Annotated in this window: 21 protein-coding genes and 1 tRNA gene; 6 read left to right on the forward strand and 16 right to left on the reverse strand. The window is 60.4% G+C overall.

The genetic code is table 11. From position 1 onward, the window contains the following. Positions 1–24: 24 nt before the first annotated feature. From AOA61_RS13345 to AOA61_RS13360, 4 genes are all read right to left on the reverse strand, one after another. A tRNA-Gln gene (locus AOA61_RS13345) sits at positions 25–99 on the reverse strand. Positions 100–136: 37 nt separating this feature from the next. Then, positions 137–940 (reverse strand): 4-(cytidine 5'-diphospho)-2-C-methyl-D-erythritol kinase, encoded by an 804-nt coding sequence (gene ispE, locus AOA61_RS13350; protein WP_185168227.1) that lies wholly within the window; start codon positions 938–940, stop codon positions 137–139. Positions 941–989: 49 nt separating this feature from the next. Next, entirely contained in the window at positions 990–1,607 is a 618-nt protein-coding gene (lolB, locus tag AOA61_RS13355) for a lipoprotein insertase outer membrane protein LolB (protein ID WP_095183772.1), read from the reverse strand. Positions 1,608–1,611: 4 nt separating this feature from the next. After that, complete coding sequence (locus AOA61_RS13360) at positions 1,612–3,336, reverse strand: tetratricopeptide repeat protein (RefSeq protein WP_032886118.1); 1,725 nt, start codon at positions 3,334–3,336, stop codon at positions 1,612–1,614. 182 nt (positions 3,337–3,518) lie between these two features. Between AOA61_RS13360 and hemA the strand changes: the two genes are divergently transcribed. From hemA to AOA61_RS13390, 6 genes are all read left to right on the forward strand, one after another. After that, positions 3,519–4,808 (forward strand): glutamyl-tRNA reductase, encoded by a 1,290-nt coding sequence (hemA, locus tag AOA61_RS13365; protein ID WP_032886119.1) that lies wholly within the window; start codon positions 3,519–3,521, stop codon positions 4,806–4,808. After that, positions 4,805–5,887 (forward strand): peptide chain release factor 1, encoded by a 1,083-nt coding sequence (prfA, locus tag AOA61_RS13370; RefSeq protein WP_032886121.1) that lies wholly within the window; start codon positions 4,805–4,807, stop codon positions 5,885–5,887. The genes hemA and prfA overlap by 4 nt, the downstream gene beginning before the upstream one ends. Further along, a complete protein-coding gene (gene prmC, locus AOA61_RS13375) occupies positions 5,888–6,718 on the forward strand; it encodes a peptide chain release factor N(5)-glutamine methyltransferase (RefSeq protein WP_099601944.1) in 831 nt (276 codons plus the stop codon). Then, entirely contained in the window at positions 6,712–7,467 is a 756-nt protein-coding gene (locus AOA61_RS13380) for a molybdopterin-synthase adenylyltransferase MoeB (protein ID WP_099601945.1), read from the forward strand. Before prmC ends, AOA61_RS13380 begins: the two co-directional genes overlap by 7 nt. Next, positions 7,460–8,254, forward strand: a complete 795-nt coding sequence (murI, locus tag AOA61_RS13385; protein WP_099601946.1) for a glutamate racemase — start codon at positions 7,460–7,462, stop codon at positions 8,252–8,254. The genes AOA61_RS13380 and murI overlap by 8 nt, the downstream gene beginning before the upstream one ends. 111 nt (positions 8,255–8,365) lie before the next feature. After that, positions 8,366–8,884: an acyloxyacyl hydrolase gene (locus AOA61_RS13390; RefSeq protein ID WP_032886125.1), complete on the forward strand. Its 519-nt coding sequence runs from the start codon at positions 8,366–8,368 to the stop codon at positions 8,882–8,884. A gap of 122 nt (positions 8,885–9,006) precedes the next feature. Here AOA61_RS13390 and AOA61_RS13395 read toward each other — a convergent pair whose 3' ends face one another. The 12 genes from AOA61_RS13395 to AOA61_RS13450 form a co-directional block, all read right to left on the reverse strand. Continuing rightward, a complete protein-coding gene (locus AOA61_RS13395; protein WP_032886126.1) occupies positions 9,007–9,312 on the reverse strand; it encodes a YkgJ family cysteine cluster protein in 306 nt (101 codons plus the stop codon). A gap of 54 nt (positions 9,313–9,366) precedes the next feature. Beyond that, positions 9,367–9,846, reverse strand: a complete 480-nt coding sequence (locus AOA61_RS13400) for a DUF2878 domain-containing protein (protein WP_032886128.1) — start codon at positions 9,844–9,846, stop codon at positions 9,367–9,369. Further along, positions 9,839–11,110, reverse strand: coding sequence for a cyclopropane-fatty-acyl-phospholipid synthase family protein (locus AOA61_RS13405; RefSeq protein WP_099601947.1), 1,272 nt, complete (start codon positions 11,108–11,110; stop codon positions 9,839–9,841). Before AOA61_RS13405 ends, AOA61_RS13400 begins: the two co-directional genes overlap by 8 nt. Then, the gene (locus tag AOA61_RS13410) at positions 11,097–11,906 is read right to left on the reverse strand and encodes a DUF1365 domain-containing protein (RefSeq protein ID WP_095183775.1); all 810 of its coding nucleotides are present in this window, start codon (positions 11,904–11,906) and stop codon (positions 11,097–11,099) included. Before AOA61_RS13410 ends, AOA61_RS13405 begins: the two co-directional genes overlap by 14 nt. Continuing rightward, on the reverse strand, positions 11,903–13,150 hold the full coding sequence (locus tag AOA61_RS13415; protein ID WP_099601948.1) for an NAD(P)/FAD-dependent oxidoreductase: 1,248 nt from the start codon (positions 13,148–13,150) through the stop codon (positions 11,903–11,905). The genes AOA61_RS13410 and AOA61_RS13415 overlap by 4 nt, the downstream gene beginning before the upstream one ends. Beyond that, on the reverse strand, positions 13,147–13,929 hold the full coding sequence (locus tag AOA61_RS13420; protein WP_032886135.1) for an SDR family oxidoreductase: 783 nt from the start codon (positions 13,927–13,929) through the stop codon (positions 13,147–13,149). The genes AOA61_RS13415 and AOA61_RS13420 overlap by 4 nt, the downstream gene beginning before the upstream one ends. Continuing rightward, positions 13,926–14,348: a nuclear transport factor 2 family protein gene (locus tag AOA61_RS13425; RefSeq protein ID WP_032886136.1), complete on the reverse strand. Its 423-nt coding sequence runs from the start codon at positions 14,346–14,348 to the stop codon at positions 13,926–13,928. Before AOA61_RS13425 ends, AOA61_RS13420 begins: the two co-directional genes overlap by 4 nt. After that, on the reverse strand, positions 14,341–15,783 hold the full coding sequence (phrB, locus tag AOA61_RS13430; RefSeq protein ID WP_099601949.1) for a deoxyribodipyrimidine photo-lyase: 1,443 nt from the start codon (positions 15,781–15,783) through the stop codon (positions 14,341–14,343). Before phrB ends, AOA61_RS13425 begins: the two co-directional genes overlap by 8 nt. After that, on the reverse strand, positions 15,784–16,713 hold the full coding sequence (locus AOA61_RS13435) for a MerR family transcriptional regulator (protein ID WP_099601950.1): 930 nt from the start codon (positions 16,711–16,713) through the stop codon (positions 15,784–15,786). It abuts the gene before it with no gap. A gap of 3 nt (positions 16,714–16,716) precedes the next feature. Continuing rightward, positions 16,717–17,676, reverse strand: coding sequence for a DUF523 and DUF1722 domain-containing protein (locus AOA61_RS13440; RefSeq protein ID WP_095183780.1), 960 nt, complete (start codon positions 17,674–17,676; stop codon positions 16,717–16,719). A gap of 113 nt (positions 17,677–17,789) precedes the next feature. Further along, entirely contained in the window at positions 17,790–18,005 is a 216-nt protein-coding gene (locus AOA61_RS13445) for a TIGR02450 family Trp-rich protein (protein WP_099601951.1), read from the reverse strand. Further along, entirely contained in the window at positions 18,002–18,988 is a 987-nt protein-coding gene (locus tag AOA61_RS13450; protein ID WP_095183781.1) for an NAD(P)/FAD-dependent oxidoreductase, read from the reverse strand. The genes AOA61_RS13445 and AOA61_RS13450 overlap by 4 nt, the downstream gene beginning before the upstream one ends. Positions 18,989–19,086 lie beyond the last annotated feature (98 nt).

A 19,086-nucleotide genomic window follows, 5' to 3' on the forward strand; every position in this document is an offset into this window, starting at 1 on the left:
GTAACCTGGATGAGTATTAGAAAATGGCAGGGGCGGCTGGATTCGAACCAACGCATGGCAGGATCAAAACCTGCTGCCTTACCGCTTGGCGACGCCCCTGTATCTGTTGCAACGAGTACCCAGTACTCAGTTCCTTTTAGAGCAGACTTTGCAGCTTGCGATGCAACATCGAAACGTTGCTTCCCTTTGCTACAAACCCTGTAAGGGTCTCTGTAAGAAGGGCCGAGACTTTATCAGCTTCAGCTTTGTTTGGGAAGCCCCCAAACACACAACTTCCAGTTCCGGTTAATTTTGCTTCGGTAAATTTACCTAACAAATTCAAAGCGTTACGTACCTCTGGATAACGCCTTGCTACAACCGGTAAGCAGTCATTTCGACTGTTTCCCTTGGGAACGGGGCGCACTTTAATGGGAGAAGAGTTACGTGTCAACAACGGATCTGAAAAAATTTCTGCTGTACTTACAGATACTTGCGGCACAAGCACGACATACCACGGCTCTTCGGGGTATTCCGGGGTGAGTTTCTCCCCTACACCCTCAGCAAAAGCGGCGTGTCCGTGCACGAAAACCGGGACGTCGGCCCCCAGCGTAAGGCCCAGCGCTGCTAAGCGATCATGGTCCCAACCGAGTTGCCATAAGTGATTCAAGCCCAGCAATGTCGTCGCGGCATTTGAGCTGCCACCACCGATTCCGCCGCCCATGGGCAAAATTTTATCGATCCAGATATCGATGCCCAACGAACAACCGGATTGTTCCTGAAGTTTTTTTGCTGCCCTCACGATGAGGTTGCTGTCGTGGGGCACGCCTTCGAATTCTGTGTGCAGTTGAATCACGCCGTCGTCGCGTACGGCGAAGGTGAGTTCATCGCCGTAGTCGAGAAATTGGAAAAGCGTCTGCAGCTCGTGATAGCCGTCTTCACGACGACCGAGAATGTGCAGCATCAGATTGAGTTTTGCGGGGGAGGGCAGGGTCAGTTTTTCTACAGTCACGTTATTGCCCCAGCTTGCGCGGTTGCCAGTCCTTGATCACCAGCGTGACGTCAAGGTCAGTGCCATGCAGCTTGATACGCTCCGGCAGCCAGTAACCGCCCTGTTCGGTATAGCTGAGGTATTCGACCTGCCAGCCATCCTGCTCCAGCGAGGCGAGGCGGCTGTCGCCATTAAGGCTCAGTCGACTCTTGCTGTCGGGCGCGGGCAAGCCACGCACCCACCACACAAGGTGTGACACGGGCAGCTTCCAGCCAATCTGTTCTTCAAGCAGCGCTTCCGGCGAAGTCGCCTCATAGCGACCTTGGTTGGCCACTTCGAGGCTGACCTGACCCGGGCGACCCGTCAGGCGAGCGGCACCACGGCCCAGCGGGCCCGACAAACGAATGTCGTAGTAGTCCTGGCGTTGCAGCCAGAACAAGGTGCCGCTGCCCGAGTCCTTGGGGGCGCGAACGCCGACTTTGCCTTCGATCTGCCAGCCATCGATGCTGCTGAGCTGATCCTTATGCTGTTTCCATTGCGCCGGGTTGCCCTGGCCTTCAACGGATTCACGGGTGCCTACACCCGCGCAACCGGCGAGCAGGGCAATAAGACTGAACACTACAACGTGGCGCAAGAACATAAGCTTAAAGGGTCTCGGATCCGGTCAGGCGCTTGATGGTGCCGCGCAGGATGGGGCTTTCGGGTTGTTCCTTGAGGAATTTTTCCCAGATTTGACGTGCTTCGCGCTGCTTGCCGTTGGCCCACAGCACTTCACCCAGGTGCGCCGCGACTTCCTGATCGGGGAAGCGCTCCAGCGCTTGGCGCAGCAAGCGTTCGGCCTCATCCAGGTTGCCCAAGCGGTAATTCACCCAGCCTAGGCTGTCGAGTACGGCCGGGTCTTCCGGATTGAGTTGGTGCGCTTGTTCGATCAGCACCTTGGCTTCGTCGTAGCGCGTGGTGCGGTCAGACAAGGTGTAGCCCAGGGCGTTGAGAGCCATGGCGTTGTCGGGGTCGCGCTTGATGATCAGGCGCAGGTCTTTTTCCATCTGCGCCAGGTCATTGCGTTTTTCCGCCTGCATGGCACGGGTGTACAGCAGGTTCAAATCGTCGGGGAATTGCAACAAGGCTTGTTGCAGCAGTTTCCAGGCGCGCTCGCCCTGATTGTTGGCCGACAAGGTCTCGGCCTGGATCAGGTACAGCTGGATCGCGTAGTCCGGCTCGGCATCGCGGGCCGCGGTCAGGCGTTTTTCCGCCTCATCAGTGCGCCCGTTACTCATCAGGATGTCGGCCTGGCGCAACTGGGCGGGCAGGTAGTCGTTGCCGGGGCCAACCTGAGCGTATTCGAGCAGGGCAGCTTGTGGGTCGTTGCGTTCTTCCGCGATACGGCCCAGGTTCAAGTGTGCGGAGTCCACATGGCTTTCACGCTCGATCAGTTCTTCCAGATAGCCCTTGGCCTCATCCCAGGCCTTGGCCTCCAGGCATACCAGCGCCAGTGAGTAACGCAGCTCATCGTCGTCCGGGTATTGCTGGACCAGATTGGCGAACTGCACTTTGGCGTCCTCCATACGGTCCTGCTCAACCAGCATTCGCGCATAGGTCAATCGCAGGCGTTTGTCGTCCGGGTACTTCTTGATGCTTTTTTCCAGCAGCGGAATGGCTTCCTTGCCGCGATTGAGATTCTGCAGCAGGCGTGCACGCAGCAGGATCGGCGCAATCTCGCCATCGTCCGGCGGGTTCTGTTCCAGCAGCTTCAGCGCGGCGTCAGGCTCGTCGTCCTGTTGCAGCAGCAGGGCCTTGCCGAAAATCAGTTGGCTGTTCTTGGGATGCTTTTGAAGCAGGCGGTCGAAACTCTTCATCAGGCCATTGCGCGTGTCCTGGTCGGTGTCGGCAGCCGACAGCGCGAGGAAGTCGAAATGGGTATCACCCTTGCCTTGCAGGACTTTCTCCATATAGACCATGGAGTCGTCATAGCGCCCGGCCCGCGCCAGTTGAATGGCTGCGGCACGTTGCGCCTCCAGATCGTCCGGTGCGTTTTTTGCCCAGATCAGCGAGGTATCCAGCGCAGCCTGATCGGCTCCCAGATACTCGGCGATGCGAAATGCGCGTTCGGAGATGCCTGGGTCCTGGGTGTTGATGGCCTGGGTCACATAGTTATCCAGCGCAATATCGAAGCGGTTGCGCTGGCCAGCCAGTTCCGCACTCAGCAGGCTGAACACCGTTTCTTCACTGAACGAGGAATAAACCTTGGGCTTTTCAGGGGCGGGGGTGCTGTCTTCTACCGGCGGCGTACCGTCCGACGACACGGGGGCCAAGGCCTGGCAGCCGCTGAGGAAGACAAAAGCAAGGAGCAACGCGGAGGATCTATTCATATAGGAAGAGGACGACTAACCTGCGGTCGGATCATCATGACACAAGCCTTCGGCCAAACATAACCGAGTCTCAGTTGATGCCTTTATAGACACAAGGCATTAGGACAATAGACGACGGTGGTTGTTCTGAATCTTTCGAAGTAGGACAATTGTCGGCTTCCCGACATCATCAGCGATATTGAATGGCCTTCCTCGCACTCGGTATTAACCACAAGACTGCCTCCGTAGACGTGCGCGAGCGCGTGGCGTTTACGCCAGAGCAGTTGGTTGAGGCCTTGCAGCAGCTCTGCCGGCTCACCGACAGCCGCGAAGCTGCGATCCTTTCGACCTGCAATCGCAGCGAGCTTTATATAGAGCAGGAACATCTTTCAGCGGATGTCGTCCTGCGCTGGCTGGCCGATTACCACCATTTGAGCCTCGACGACCTGCGCGCATGCGCTTATGTGCACGAAGAGGATGCGGCAGTTCGTCACATGATGCGTGTGGCCGCTGGTCTCGATTCGCTGGTGTTGGGCGAGCCGCAGATTCTGGGCCAGATGAAGTCCGCCTACGCCGTGGCGCGTGAGGCCGGTACCGTTGGTCCGTTGCTGGGTCGGCTGTTTCAGGCCACGTTCAATTCTGCCAAGCAAGTGCGCACTGATACAGCCATCGGCGAAAACCCGGTGTCCGTGGCATTTGCCGCCGTCAGCCTGGCCAAACAGATTTTCAGCGACTTGCAGCGCAGCCAGGCCTTGCTGATTGGCGCCGGCGAGACCATCACCCTGGTCGCCCGTCATCTGCATGACCTGGGTGTAAAGCGCATCGTGGTCGCCAACCGCACCCTGGAGCGGGCCAGCATCCTCGCCGAACAATTCGGTGCCCACGCCGTGCTGCTGGCGGATATTCCGGCTGAACTGGTGCGCAGCGATATCGTCATCAGCTCCACTGCCAGCCAATTGCCGATTCTGGGCAAAGGCGCGGTGGAAAGTGCGCTGAAGCTGCGCAAGCATAAACCGATTTTCATGGTGGATATCGCCGTTCCCCGGGATATCGAGCCCGAAGTCGGCGAGTTGGACGACGTTTACCTCTATAGCGTCGACGATCTGCACGAAGTGGTCGCCGAAAATCTCAAGAGTCGCCAAGGGGCTGCCCAGGCTGCCGAGGAGATGGTCAGCACCGGTGCCGAAGATTTTATGGTGCGCCTGCGTGAACTGGCGGCGGTGGATGTGCTCAAGGCGTATCGTCAGCAGGGCGAACGCCTGCGCGACGAGGAGCTGCTCAAGGCCCAGCGTTTGCTGGCCAACGGCGGTAGCGCCGAAGAGGTGCTGATGCAACTGGCCCGTGGCCTGACCAACAAGTTACTCCACGCTCCCAGCGTGCAGCTTAAAAAATTGACTGCCGAAGGCCGCCTCGATGCGCTGGCCATGGCCCAGGAACTCTTTGCCCTCGGTGAGGGCGCGTCAGATAGCTCTTCGGATAAAAAATCGCAATGAAAGCGTCACTGCTCAATAAACTGGACGTGCTCCAGGACCGTTTCGAAGAACTGACCGCCTTGCTCGGCGATGGCGAAGTCATCTCCGATCAGACCAAATTCCGTACCTATTCCAAGGAATACGCGGAAGTTGAGCCGATCGTAAGCACCTACGGGCAATGGCTGAAGACCCAAGCCGACCTTGAAGGCGCCCAGGCGCTGCTCAAGGACAGCGACCCGGACATGCGCGAAATGGCCGTCGAAGAAGTCCGCGAAGCCAAGGACAAGCTGATCGCGCTGGAAGGCGATCTGCAACGCATGCTGCTGCCCAAGGACCCCAACGACGGACGCAACGTGTTCCTCGAAATCCGCGCCGGCACCGGTGGTGACGAGGCGGCGATTTTCTCTGGCGACCTCTTCCGCATGTATTCGCGCTATGCCGAGCGACGTGGCTGGCGTGTGGAGATCCTGTCCGAGAACGAGGGCGAGCACGGCGGCTATAAAGAAGTCATCGCGCGGGTTGAAGGCGAGAATGTCTACGGCAAGCTGAAGTTCGAATCCGGCGCGCACCGCGTACAACGTGTACCAGCGACCGAATCCCAAGGCCGTATCCACACCTCCGCGTGCACCGTGGCCGTACTGCCTGAGCCTGACGAGCAGGAAGCCATCGAGATCAACCCCGCGGACTTGCGCGTGGACACTTACCGCTCGTCGGGTGCCGGGGGGCAGCACGTCAACAAGACCGACTCGGCGATCCGCATCACCCACTTGCCGTCGGGCATCGTGGTGGAATGCCAGGAAGAGCGTTCCCAGCACAAGAACCGTGCACGGGCCATGTCCTGGTTGTCGGCCAAACTCAACGACCAGCAAACCAGCGCCGCCGCCAATGCGATTGCCAGTGAGCGCAAGTTGCTGGTGGGGTCGGGCGACCGTTCAGAGCGCATTCGCACCTACAACTTTGCCCAGGGCCGGGTCACCGACCACCGGGTCAACCTCACCCTGTACTCCCTCGACGAGATTCTCGCCGGTGGCGTCGATGCGGTGATCGAGCCCTTGCTCGCCGAATACCAGGCCGATCAACTGGCCGCGATAGGTGAATAAATGACCATCATCGCCAGCCTGCTGCGTGCCGCTGATTTGCCAGACTCGCCCACTGCGCGCCTGGATGTGGAATTATTGCTGGCGGCTGCCCTGGGCAAATCCCGCAGCTACCTGCACACCTGGCCGGAAAAAATCGTCAGCAGCGAAGACGCTCTGACCTTTGCCGACTATCTCCAGCGCCGCCGCGGGGGTGAGCCGGTCGCTTATATTCTCGGCCAGCAAGGCTTCTGGAAGCTGGACTTGGAGGTCGCGCCTCACACGCTGATCCCGCGTCCGGAAACCGAACTGCTGGTGGAGGCGGCCCTGGAATTACTGCCGGCCACGCCAGCCAAGGTTCTCGACCTCGGCACCGGCAGCGGCGCCATCGCCCTGGCCCTGGCCAGTGAGCGCCCGGCCTGGCAAGTCACGGCCGTCGACCGTGTGCTTGAAGCCGTGGCCCTGGCCGAACGCAACCGCCAGCGTCTTCACCTGAATAACGCCACAGTGCTGAGCAGTCATTGGTTCAGCTCACTGCAAGGTCGCAGCTACGATCTGATCATCAGTAATCCGCCTTATATCGCCGACAGCGACCCGCATCTGGTCGCAGGCGATGTACGTTTCGAACCGGCCAGTGCGCTGGTGGCGGGCCATGATGGTCTGGACGACTTGCGGTTGATCATCAACGAGGCGCCGGCCCACCTGAATGCGGGTGGCTGGCTGCTGCTCGAACACGGTTACGATCAGGCTTTGGCCGTACGTGATCTGTTGCTGAGCCAGGGTTTTGACGAAGTGCATAGCCGTCTCGACCTCGGTGGTCACGAACGCATCACCCTGGGACGTCGCCCGTGCTGACTGATCAGGAGCTGTTGCGCTATAGCCGACAGATTCTGTTGCAACATGTCGACATCGAGGGCCAATTACGCCTGAAAAACAGCCGAGCTCTGATCGTCGGGCTCGGTGGCCTGGGCGCGCCTGTGGCGCTGTATCTGGCCGCTGCGGGCGTGGGCGAGCTGCATTTGGCCGACTTCGACACCGTCGACCTGACCAACCTGCAACGCCAGATCATCCATGACACCGACAGCGTTGGGCAGACCAAGGTCGACTCGGCGCTGCGCCGCCTGACCGCCATCAACCCTGAAATCACGTTGGTTGCCCATCGCACCGCGCTGGACGCCGACTCCCTGGCGGCCGCAGTGGCGGCGGTAGACGTGGTGCTCGATTGCAGCGACAACTTCTCCACACGCGAAGCGGTCAACGCCGCCTGCGTCGTCGCAGCCAAGCCGTTGATCAGCGGCGCGGCAATTCGGCTTGAAGGCCAATTGTCTGTCTTCGACCCGCGTCGCGCCGAAAGCCCGTGTTACCACTGTTTATACGGGCATGGCAGCGACACCGAGCTTACGTGCAGCGAAGCGGGGGTGGTCGGGCCGTTGGTGGGGCTGGTCGGTAGCCTGCAAGCCTTGGAAGCCTTGAAGCTGCTTGCCGGTTTTGGTGAACCGCTGGTGGGCCGCTTGTTATTGATTGATGCCTTGACCACGCGCTTTCGTGAATTGCGGGTCAAGCGTGATCCCGGATGCAGTGTCTGTGGGACGCAACATGATTAAGGACGCGCCGATCGGTGTGTTCGATTCCGGGGTCGGCGGCTTGTCGGTGCTGGATGAAATCCAGCAACTGTTGCCCCACGAATCGCTGCTTTACGTGGCCGATTGCGGACATATCCCCTATGGCGAGAAAACCCCCGACTTTATTCGTGAGCGTTCACGGCGGGTCGCTGAGTTTTTCCGCGAACGGGGCGCCAAGGCGTTCGTGATCGCTTGCAATACCGCGACCGTAGCCGCCGTAGCCGACTTGCGCCAGGACTATCCCGATTGGCCGCTGGTGGGCATGGAACCCGCCGTCAAACCTGCGGCTGCTGCCACGCGCAGTGGCGTGGTCGGTGTGCTGGCCACCACCGGTACTCTGCAAAGTGCCAAGTTCGCCGCGTTGCTCGACCGTTTCGCCGCCGATGTGCAGGTGATCACCCAGCCGTGCCCGGGCCTGGTGGAGCTGATTGAAACCGGTGATCTGCACAGCCCGGCCCTGCGTCAGTTGTTGCAGGGCTACATCGAGCCGCTGCTAAGCGCCGGTTGCGACACGCTCATCCTCGGTTGCACCCACTATCCCTTCCTCAAGCCGCTCCTGGCGCAGATGCTGCCCCCCAGCATCATCCTCATCGACACCGGCGCCGCCGTGGCTCGCCAGCTCAAGCGTTTATTGGGCGAGCGCGACCTGCTTGCCCACGGTGATCCTGAGCCTGCGCAGTTCTGGACCAGCGGTGATGTGTATCACCTAAGAAATATCCTACCGACACTGTGGAAATATTCCGGAGTTGTGCGAAGCTTTGGCGCGTGAAAATTTCGTGAAATATCGCCATTAGACGCTGAACTTCTGGCACTGCGTAGGCTTCTATAGCCAGATTGCTTGTACAAAACCATATAACTTCGTTCGGAAAGGATGTTTCTTATGAAGCGCTTGTTCTGTTTGGCTGCGATTGCGGCCGCTGTGGTGGGACACTCTTTTTCGGCGCAGGCCGCCGGGCTTGAGTTTGGCCTGGGGGCCACCAGTGATTCGACGCTCACCTATCGATTGGGGCTGACGTCGGATTGGGACAAGAGTTGGATGCAAAGTGATGTCGGTCGCCTGACCGGCTATTGGAGCGGCGCCTATACCTATTGGGAAGGTGATGACCGTGCAGGCGCCAGCAGCCTGTCGTTCTCGCCTGTCTTTGTGTATGAATTTGCCGGTCAGTCGGTCAAGCCCTACATCGAAGCCGGGATCGGCGTGGCGGTGTTCTCCCGTACCAAACTGGAGGACAACAACATCGGCCAGGCTTTCCAGTTCGAAGACCGCTTGGGTTTCGGCCTGCGCTTCACCGGTGGGCATGAAGTGGGCATTCGCGCCACGCACTACTCCAATGCCGGGATCAGCAGCAATAACGACGGTGTAGAAAGCTACTCACTGCACTACACGATGCCGCTGTAATTCAAAACCTTGTGGGAGGGGGCTTGCCCCGATGGCGGAGTGTCAGTCGCGGAATTTTCCAACTGATCCACCACTATCGGGGTCAAGCCCCCTTCCACATTGAGGTCGTCACTGGCCTGAGATCAGCGGTACGCCGTGGCGATTCCTTCGCGTTCGGTCAGGCACTCCGGTGCGCCCATCTCGAATTCCCGACAAATCAGCGGCCGACGCTCATAAATCGTGCACATCATCGTGTCCCGATCCAGCGCCGCGCACCAGCCGTCGTCCAGGCGCAGCATCACTTCGCCGCCCCAGTCGTCGGTGTCGATATAGCGCTCCGGCACGCCGGTATCGGTGATCAACATGACTTCCAGCTGGCAGCAGCAGGCCGCGCACGTCGAGCAGGTGACGGTGGGCTCAGTGATTTGGGTGTGGGGGATGTTGGTCATAGGCGAGCAGTGTAAGGCAAGCCGGTCATTTACGTGTGAATGCTCTGACGGACGTCAGCGTGCCAGCCGGTGCAGCCCGACAAAAAGCACCGCCCAAAGCACGGCAAGGCCGGCCATTGTAGGGCCCAGGCCATAGCCAAATTGAACATCGGTCAATTGGCTCCCCGCGTAGTAGGACAGCGGCCCGCCCATCGCGCCCAGCAGTGCGGCACGCCACCACGGTCGCGCGCTCCAGGCCAGGCAATGGCGCAGGGTGGTCGCCAGCAATGCCCATAGCAGCATCAACCAGAACGGAATCAATGGCCCCGGCTCGCTGAACTGGAAAACCCCTACGGCGCGCAGCAGCGTGTCCACTGCGGTGCCCACCAGCATCACGCTGATGATCAGTACACCGTCCTCGGCCCACGCACTTATCCACAGCAGGTGAACGGCCAGCACCGCCAGGCCAACCAGCAGCCACAGGCTGTCGCCGCCCAGCACACAGGCAAACCAGCCGCACTGGAACAGCGCGGCATTGGCCAGGGTTTTAAGCATTGAAGCGCCCGAGCAACGGCGGGTTGATGGCTGCCGGTTTGGCCAGCAGCAATTGCGCGGTGCCGATGGTGCGCTCCATAAAGCCACCTTCGCAGTAGCAGAGGTAAAACTCCCACAACCGCAAAAAGTATTCGTCGTAGCCCAGCTCCGTCAGACGGCCGTGGGCGCGGCGAAAGTTCTCATGCCACAGGCGCAAGGTTCGCGCGTAGTGCAGGCCAAAGTCTTCCATGTGCAGCAGGTTCATATCGGTGTCGCGGCTGACGATCTGCAGCATGTTCTGCACACTGGGCAGGGCGCCGCCGGGGAAAATGTAGCGCTGGATAAAGTCCACGCTGTTCTTGGCCTGCTCAAACCGTTGCTCACGGATCGTGATGGCCTGCAGCAGCATCAGCCCATCGCTCTTGAGCAAATGCGCGCACTGCTTGAAGTAGGTGGGCAGAAAGCGATGGCCCACGGCTTCGATCATCTCGATGGATACCAGCTTGTCGTATTGGCCGGTGAGGTCGCGATAGTCGCTCAGCAGCAGCGTGACCTGGCCTTGCAAACCGAGGGTTTCGATGCGTTTTTCGGTGTAGGCGAATTGCTCCTTGGACAAGGTCGTGGTGGTGACCTTGCAGCCATAGTGTTGCGCCGCGTATAGCGCCATGCTGCCCCAACCGGTGCCGATTTCCAGCAGGTGGTCGGTGGGTTTGAGCGCGAGTTTCTGGCAGATGCGTTCAAGCTTGTTCAGTTGCGCCTGTTCCAGGGTGTCGTCGTCGCTCAGAAATTGCGCCGCCGAATACATCATGGTCGGGTCGAGGAATTCTTCGAACAGGTCGTTGCCAAGGTCGTAGTGCGCGGCGATGTTTTTCTGCGAGCCCTTGCGCGTATTGCGGTTGAGCCAGTGCAGACCTTGAGTGAACGGGCGTGCCAGCCGCGCCAGGCCACCTTCCATGGCGTCGAGCACGTCCAGGTTGCTGACCATCACACGTACCACCGCGGTCAGGTCCGGACTGCTCCAATAACCGTGAATAAACGCCTCGCCGGCGCCGATGGAACCGTTGGCCGCCACCAGGCCCCACACCGCAGGGTCGAGGATCTGGATTTCCCCCAGCAAGTGCGCTTCCCGTGCGCCGAACACTCGCCGTTCGCCGTCCTCGATCACCACCAATTGGCCATGGCGCAATTGGCTGAGTTGGCGCAGTACGCCCTTGCGCAGCAGCGCACTGGTCACGCCGTTGACGTTCAGGCGGCTGGTCTTGACCGATAAGCTAGGGGATTTCATGGCGGCGATCCTTGGTATACCCGACTGCTGTACGAGAGGCGCCATCGGCGGCCCGGTGGGAAAAAATCGGTGTGCGTTTAAGAAACAGGCGTATCGCCTGCCAGTAAATGGCCAGGCAAGTCTTGGCGGTCATCCACGGAAATCGCCACAAGTAGCGATGCAGGCTGGCGCGGGTCAGCGCTTCCTTTTGCAGGCTCAAGGTGGCGTCGAAGACTTTCAGCTCGCCCTGCCAGTCGGCCATGTGCACGCCGAGCCTGTCTGCGGGCGGGCTGAAGCTCATGCGGTATTCCAGGTCGCGAGGCAGGAACGGCGACACATGGAAGGCCTTGGCCACCGCGAAATGCTGGTGCTCATCAGCGCCCAGGGCTTGGGCCGGCAGTACGTAGTGGTAGCGCTCGCGCCACGGGGTGTTGGTCACTTCACACAAGATCGCGGCCAGTTGCCCATCGGCCTCGAAACAGTAGAAGAAACTCACGGGATTAAAAGCCAGGCCCCAACTGCGGGCCTGGGTCAGTAGGCAGATAACGCCCTGAGGCGTATGCCCCAGAGCCTTGCCGACTTCCTGGCGCACGGCATCGCTCAAGCTCATGCCGTGACGCGTGAATTCACGCAGATAGTCCTGCTGACGAAAGCCGAAGGGCGCCAGGCGACTTGGTCCGGCCAACGGTGACAGTCCGAGGACTTCGTCTTGTTCGCTCAAATCCAGGTACAGCAGGCCGATGCGGTAGCGAAAGGCATGGGCCTTGGGCGCAAACCGTCGATGGGCAATCCAGCCGCTGTACAGGGCGCTGTTCACAGGGTTTCCCCAAAGGCCTGGGCCACGCGCAGCGCACTGACCACGCCGTCTTCGTGGAAACCATTGGCCCAGTAGGCGCCGCAATAAAACGTGTTGCGCACGCCGGCCAGTTCTTCCCAGCGGTTTTGCGCGGCCACCGCCGCCAGGCTGTATTGCGGATGCGCGTAGGTGAAGCGCGCGAGGATCTTCAGCGGGTTGATCATCGGCGTCTGGTTGAGGCTGACGCAAAAGGTGGTAGCGCTGTCGATGCCTTGCAGGATGTTCATGTCATAGGTGACGGCGGCCTGAGTCTGGGTGTTACCGCTCAGCCGGTAATTCCAACTGGCCCAGGCCAGTTGGCGGTCGGGCAGCAGGCGCGTGTCGGTGTGCAAAACCACGTCGTTATCGGCGTAGGGCAGGGCACCGAGAATCTCTTGTTCGGCCTGGCTTGGGTCGGCGAGCAATGCCAGCGCCTGGTCGCTATGACAGGCGAATACCACCCGATCAAATGCCTCGCAGCCGGCAGGACTGTGGATAACTACGCCTTGCTCGGTGCGCTCGACGTTATGCACAGGGCTGTTGAGGCGGATCTGCTCGCGAAAGCCGCGGGTCAGCGGTTCGATATAGCTGCTGGATCCACCTTCGATCACACACCACTGCGGCCGGTTGTTCACCGACAGCAAGCCGTGGTTCTTGAAGAAACGCACAAAGAACTGCAGCGGAAAACCCAGCATGTCCGCCAGGGACATCGACCAGATCGCCGCACCCATCGGCACGATGTAGTGCCGCACAAAGCGCTCGCCGTAGCCGCCGGCCGTGAGGTAATCGCCCAAGGTCATCTCGGCACTGATGCGTTGCTCCTGCAGGTCCAGCGGTGCCTGGCGGTTGAACCGCAGGATGTCGCGCAACATGCCCCAGAAGCCCGGCGACAGGATATTGCGGCGTTGGGCGAACAGGCTGTTGAGGTTATTGCCGTTGTATTCGAACCGGGTTTTTTCGTCACACACCGAAAAGCTCATTTCGGTGGGTTTGAACGAGACACCGATCTGCCCCAGCAAGCGGATGAAGTTGGGGTAGGTCCAGTCGTTGAACACGATGAAGCCGGTATCCACTGCGTAGCTTTTGCCGTCGACGCTGACGTTGACCGTATGGGTATGCCCGCCGATACGGTCGCCCGCTTCGAACACGGTGACTTCGTGACTGCGGCTAAGCAGGTAGGCGCTGGTCAGGCCAGCAATGCCGCTGCCGATAATGGCGATCTTCACAGGTCGTCCTTTTTCGGTGGCGGGCTGCGCAGCATGCGTTTGCCGATGATCAATTGCGCGCGATTAGGCAGTTTCGACAGCGGCCACAGGGTGGCGATAAACAAGGCCGGGAAGGCGATTTCCAGTGGGCGTTTGTCCAGCTTGGAGAATATATGCCGAGCAGCCTTGTCGGCCGGCCAGCTCAGGGGCATCGGGAAGTCATTGCGCTCGGTCAGTGGCGTATCGACGAAGCCCGGGCTGATCACGGTGACATCGATATTTTCCGGCGACAGGCTGATGCGCAGGGACTCGAACAGATAACGCAGGCCGGCCTTGGACGCGCCATAGGCTTCTGCGCGGGGCATCGGCAGGTAGGTCACGGCGCTGGCGACGCCCACCAGATGCGGTGCACGCCCGACACGCAACAACGGCAGGGCCGCTTCGATGCAATAACTGCTGGCCAGCAGGTTGGTGCGCACCACATGCTCGATGATCGATGAATCAAACTGCTTGGCGTCGACATATTCACAGGTGCCGGCGTTAAGGATCACGGTGTCGAGCGAGCCCCAGACGTCACCGATGTGCTCGCCAATTTCGCGCACGGTCTGGCTGTTGGTCAGGTCACCGGCCACCACCAACACTTGGCCGGGGTAGCGTAGAGCCAGCGCATCCAGCGGTGCCTGGGTGCGAGAACTCAAGGCGACATGGGCGCCGCTGTTAAGCAGCTCCACGGCCAAGGCGGCGCCGATCCCACTGCTGGCACCGGTCAGCCAATAACGACGTGGCGACACTGCGTTCATCCCACTCTCCTTTTGAGCCAACTGACGACTCTGCCCAGCACGGGCAGGTGCTCGTAGAGCATGGCGCCGGCATCGAAGTAATCGCGGTGGCGGTACACCTTGTCCCGCCACATCAGGTGCGAGCATCCTTCCACCCGGATGACTTGGCCGTTGGCCAGGCGTGGGTGGCAAAAACTCATTTTCCAGCGCAGGTAGCCTTCGCCTTCGGCCACTTGGTCGAAACCGTGGAAGTCGAAGCGCAGTTGGCTGACGTTGCTGTACAACTCGGCGAAATAACTGTGCAACGCGGTCAGCCCATGGACCTCGTGCAGCGGGTCGGTAAAGGCAATGTCCTTGCTGTACAGGCTGTCGAGCAGGTGCAAGTTGTGCTTGTCCAGCGTGGCGAAGGTTTGGGCGAAGCGTTGCAGGAAGTCACTCATGTTCGACGACCGATTGACGTGAAGGCAGGCTGCGGAAAGCGGCCAGGGCGCGCTCGCGGGACTTCTTCAAGTCGACAATCGAGCGCGGATAATCTGCCACGCCAAACAGACCACCGGCGGCTTCGGGGTTATGCACTTCCTTTTTATTCAGTGCGGCCAATTCCGGCAGCCAGTACTTGATGAACACGCCTTCGCTGTCGAATTTTTCTGACTGGCTCAGCGGGCTGAAAATCCGGAAGTAGGGCGCCGAGTCGGTACCGGTGGACGAGCTCCACTGCCAGCCACCGTTATTGGCGGCCAAGTCGCCGTCGATCAGGTGACGCATGAAGAAGCGCTCGCCTTCACGCCAGTCGATCAGCAGGTTTTTGGTCAGGAACATTGCCACTACCATGCGCAGGCGGTTGTGCATCCAGCCGGTTTCCAGCAATTGACGCATGGCGGCGTCGATGATCGGCAGGCCAGTGCGAGCTTCTTGCCAGGCTGCCAGATCCTTGGGCGCATCACGCCAGGCCACGTCCTCGGTCTCGGGGCGGAACGCACGGTGACGGGACACCCGTGGGTAGCCCACCAGAATGTGTTTATAGAACTCACGCCAGAGCAGTTCGTTGATCCAGGTGATGGCGCCTATGTCGCCACTTTCGAATTCGCCTTGGTTGCTCTGCAATGCTGCATGCAGGCACTGGCGCGGCGAAACCACGCCGGCAGCGAGGTAGGCCGACAGCTGGCTGGTACCGGGCTTGGCGGGGAAGTCGCGCTCGTCTTTGTAGTAGCTGATCTGCTGGTCGGCGAATGCATCGAGGCGCCGCCGGGCTTCGTCCTCACCGGCGGGCCATAGGGCACGCAGGGTGTCGCTGGGCGGCTCGAAGCCTGCGACGGTGGTCGGCACCGGATCGCTTTTAAGGTCGAGTTTGGCCTGGGCCTTTGGCGTGGGCACTAACTGTGGAAGCGCGCTGTGCAGCCGTGTGTAGCAGACCTTGCGGAACTGACTGAAGACCTGGAAGTAGGTGCCGGTCTTGGTCAGCACACTGCCCGGTTGGAAGAACAATTGATCAAGGTAACTGTGGAAGGTCACGCCCTCGGCTTCCAGCGCCTGGGCGACGGCGGCGTCACGACGGCTTTCATGAATGCCGTACTCCTCGTTGACGTGCAGCGATTGCGCCGACAGGTCCCGGCACAGTTCGCTGAGCACGCTGGGCGCCTGGTCCCAGGTGGCAGCTGTGCGGATCAGCAGGGGAATGTTCAGCTCGCCTAAGTCTTTGCTCAAGTGCTGCAGGTTGCGCAGCCAGAAGTCGACCTTGCACGGAGCATCATCGTGGGCCAGCCATTGCTCAGGCGTGATCAGGTACGCGGCGGCAACCGGGCCTCGCTGGGTCGCGGCGGCCAAGGCGGTGTTGTCGTGTAGGCGCAGGTCGGTGCGCAGCCAGATCAAGTGCATTTAAATAAGTCCACGCTGTATCAGTAGCTGGTGGGCCGACAACACATCTTCGGCCACGAATAATTCAGGAGTGTCATGGGTTAATACGGCTAACTCCGCCTGATGGATGCAGACCGTTGGTCCGACGAGCAGCGTCGGGCGACTGACGCCCGTGAGCAGCTTGGTCAGGCCCGGCAGGTGCAGGGCTTTGCTCGAATACAGCAAGACCGCGCGCGGTTGCAGGTGCTCGACTGCAAGGGCCAGCTCGCCGGCGGGCAGCGGCCAGTCAAACACTTCCACGGGGCAGTCGGCGCTGCTGGCCAGCCAGGCGCTGAGCCATAAATGCGGCTCCAGGGGCAGGTCGGACTGGTTAATCAGCAGCAGCGGCGCACCGTGCAACTGGCGATTATTGTGGTAGATGCGCGCACCGAACTTGCTGCGCAGCCAGGACAGGAAAAATACCCGCTCCATCTGCGCGCCGAACTGGCCCTGCCAACGCTGCTCCAGCTCCTTGATCAGCGGCAGTAGCAGTTGTTCACACAGGGTACGCGGCGGGTACAGTGCCATGGCCTGGTTGAAGGCATCGTCGACCCGGCGTTCGGTCAGTTCGCTGATGGCCTGTACCAAGGTCTGGCGCAGGGTGTGCCATTCATTCTGCGCCGTGTCGGTGTTGGCCTGGGCAGAGTCGATCAGGTGCTTCACCTGGCTGACCGGCACGCCGCGATTGAGCCAGGTGAGGATGGCGTGGATGCGTTGTACATGGTCGGCGCTGAACAGCCGATGGCCCTTGGGTGTGCGCTGGGGCACGATCAGGCCATAGCGACGCTCCCAGGCGCGCAATGTCACAGCGTTGACGCCGGTCTGGCGCGCCACTTCGCGGATCGGCAGCCAGCCGTCTTCCAGGGCTTGAGCGATGTCTTCGCCGGGTTCGTCTTGCAGGGCAGCTTTCATGGTCTAGATCGCATTACGCAGGCTGAGATTTTCCGGGTGCGGTTGCAGGTACGCCTGCTGCGCGATGTAGCGGTCCGGGTGTTGGCGAAAGTGATGCTTGAGCAGCGTCAGCGGCACCACCAGCGGCACGATGCCGTGGCGGTATTGGCCGATGACGGTTTGCATTTCCTGCTTGTCATCGGCGCTGATCACTTGCTTGAGGTAGCCGCTGATGTGTTGCAGCACATTGGTGTGGGTGCCGCGAGTGGCGCATTTGGTCAGGCCGGTCATCAAATCGCTGAAGTAAGACTCGGCGAGTTCATTAAGGTCGGTGCCTTTGCCCATGCTGCCCAGCAGGTGACCCAGGCTTTTGTAATGGGCGGGACTGTGGGCCATCAGCAGGTATTTGTAGCGCGAGTGAAAGGCCAGCAGGCGGTGACGGGTCAGCCCTTCGGCCAGCAGTTTTTGCCAGCTGGCGTAGACGAAAACGCGGGTCAGGAAGTTTTCCCGCAGCACCGGGTCGTTCAGTCGGCCGTCTTCTTCGACCGGTAGGTTGGGGTGGCGCGCGCAAAATGCCTGGGCATAGATGCCGCGTCCGCCACCGTCGACCGGTGTGCCGTTTTCGCGGTACACCTTGACTCGCTCCAGTCCACAGGACGGCGACTTCTGCATGAAGATGTAGCCGCACAGATCGGTATGTTCTTCAGCCATTTGCTGGCCGTATTCGTTCAGGGGCTGGGTCACGTTGAGTTCGCGGCGCACAGTGCCCACGGCCTGCGGATGCGCAGGGTCGCCAACCAGGCGGATCGGTTCGCGGGGGATGCCCAGGCCGATCGCAACTTCGGGGCACAGGGGCACAAAGTCGAAGTAGTCGGCGAGGGTTTGGCTGCAGAGCAGGGACTGTTTATGGCCGCCATTGAAGCGCACGTTCTCGCCTAGTAGGCAGGCGCTGATAGCGATCTTCGGTTTTGCGCTGCTGGACATGGCCAAACCTCTGCAAGATTCTTGTACAAGCGTTGATTTCTGTACAACTAATCTCATCATAGGTCTGAAGCTGTACAAGTCAAATTATTTGTACAGGTTTTTTGCGGGGGAGACTATTTCCAGCCCATTTTCCATGCCTCGGCATTCTGCAAGGTCTGCCACGGAAGGCGTTTGCCGCGTTTGGTCATGATGGCTTGCAGCTCGATTTCCAGCACCGTGCCTTCTTCATCCCGAAACAGCTCGGTGACCAAAAAGTGTTTTTCCTTATTACGGGGATGGGCTGCTGTCCACTTTGACAGCAGCAGCTTAGCGGGGTTGATGCGGTTCATTGCAGGTGCTCGATCAGGCGTCGCGCGGCTTCCTGGCCACTGAGCCAGGCGCCTTCCACTCGACCGGACAGGCACCAGTCGCCACACACGTACAGACCCAGGTCGGCATCGGCCAGCACACCGAATTCATGGCTGCTGGACGGCCGCGCATACAGCCAGCGGTGCGCCAGGCTGAACGACGGCGCAGGCATGGCGCTGTGCAGTAACTCGGCGAAGGCGCCGTGCAGGTGTTCGATCACGGCTTCCTTGGACAGGTCCAAGTGGGCTTTGCTCCAGGCGCTGGTGGCGTGCAGCACCCAGGTGTCGAGGGTGGTGTCGCGTCCAGGTTTGCTGCGGTTGCGCGCCAGCCAGTCGAGGGGGCTGTCCTGCACGAAGCAGCCTTCCATTGGCGTATCAAGGGGTGTGTCGAAGGCCAGGGCGATGGCCCAGGTGGGGTCCATTTTTACCCCTGCGGCGGCGCTGGCCAGCTTCGGCGCAGCGGCGAGCAGGGCGGTGGCTTGTGGCGCTGGCGTGGCGATGATCACGTGGCTGAATGGTCCATGATTGCCACCGTCAGCGTCGAGCAGGTTCCAGTGTTGAGTCCCTTGGAACACCTCGGTAATGCGGCAACCGAACTCCACCGGCAAGTCATCGAGCAGGGCACGGGTGATGGCGCTCATGCGCGGTGAGCCTACCCAGCGGATCTGCTCGTCGGGGGAAGGGGTGAGCTGGCCGGATTTGAAGTTGTACAACTGCGGTTTCCACTGCTCGGCCCAGCCATTGCTTTGCCAGCGTTGCACTTCATTGACGAAGCGTCGGTCGCGGGCGGTGAAGTATTGGGCGCCCATGTCCAGCGCACCGGCATCACTGCGCTTGCTGGACATGCGGCCACCACTGCCGCGGCTTTTATCGAAGAGTTGCACAGCGTGCCCGGCGTCTCGTAACGCTCGGGCGGCGGAGAGACCGGCGATGCCGGTACCGATGATCGCGATGGGGACAGTCATGGAGGGCCTCGTTCTACCGTTGGGTACAGACTACGCCGACACCAATAGCTGTACAATATTGTTTTTTGGTATAAGTTTTGGCGTACCTGAACGTGTGG

Origin of the sequence: Pseudomonas sp. 2995-1, from assembly GCF_002742505.1 — a bacterium.
Classification (GTDB): Bacteria; Pseudomonadota; Gammaproteobacteria; order Pseudomonadales; family Pseudomonadaceae; genus Aquipseudomonas; species Aquipseudomonas sivasensis.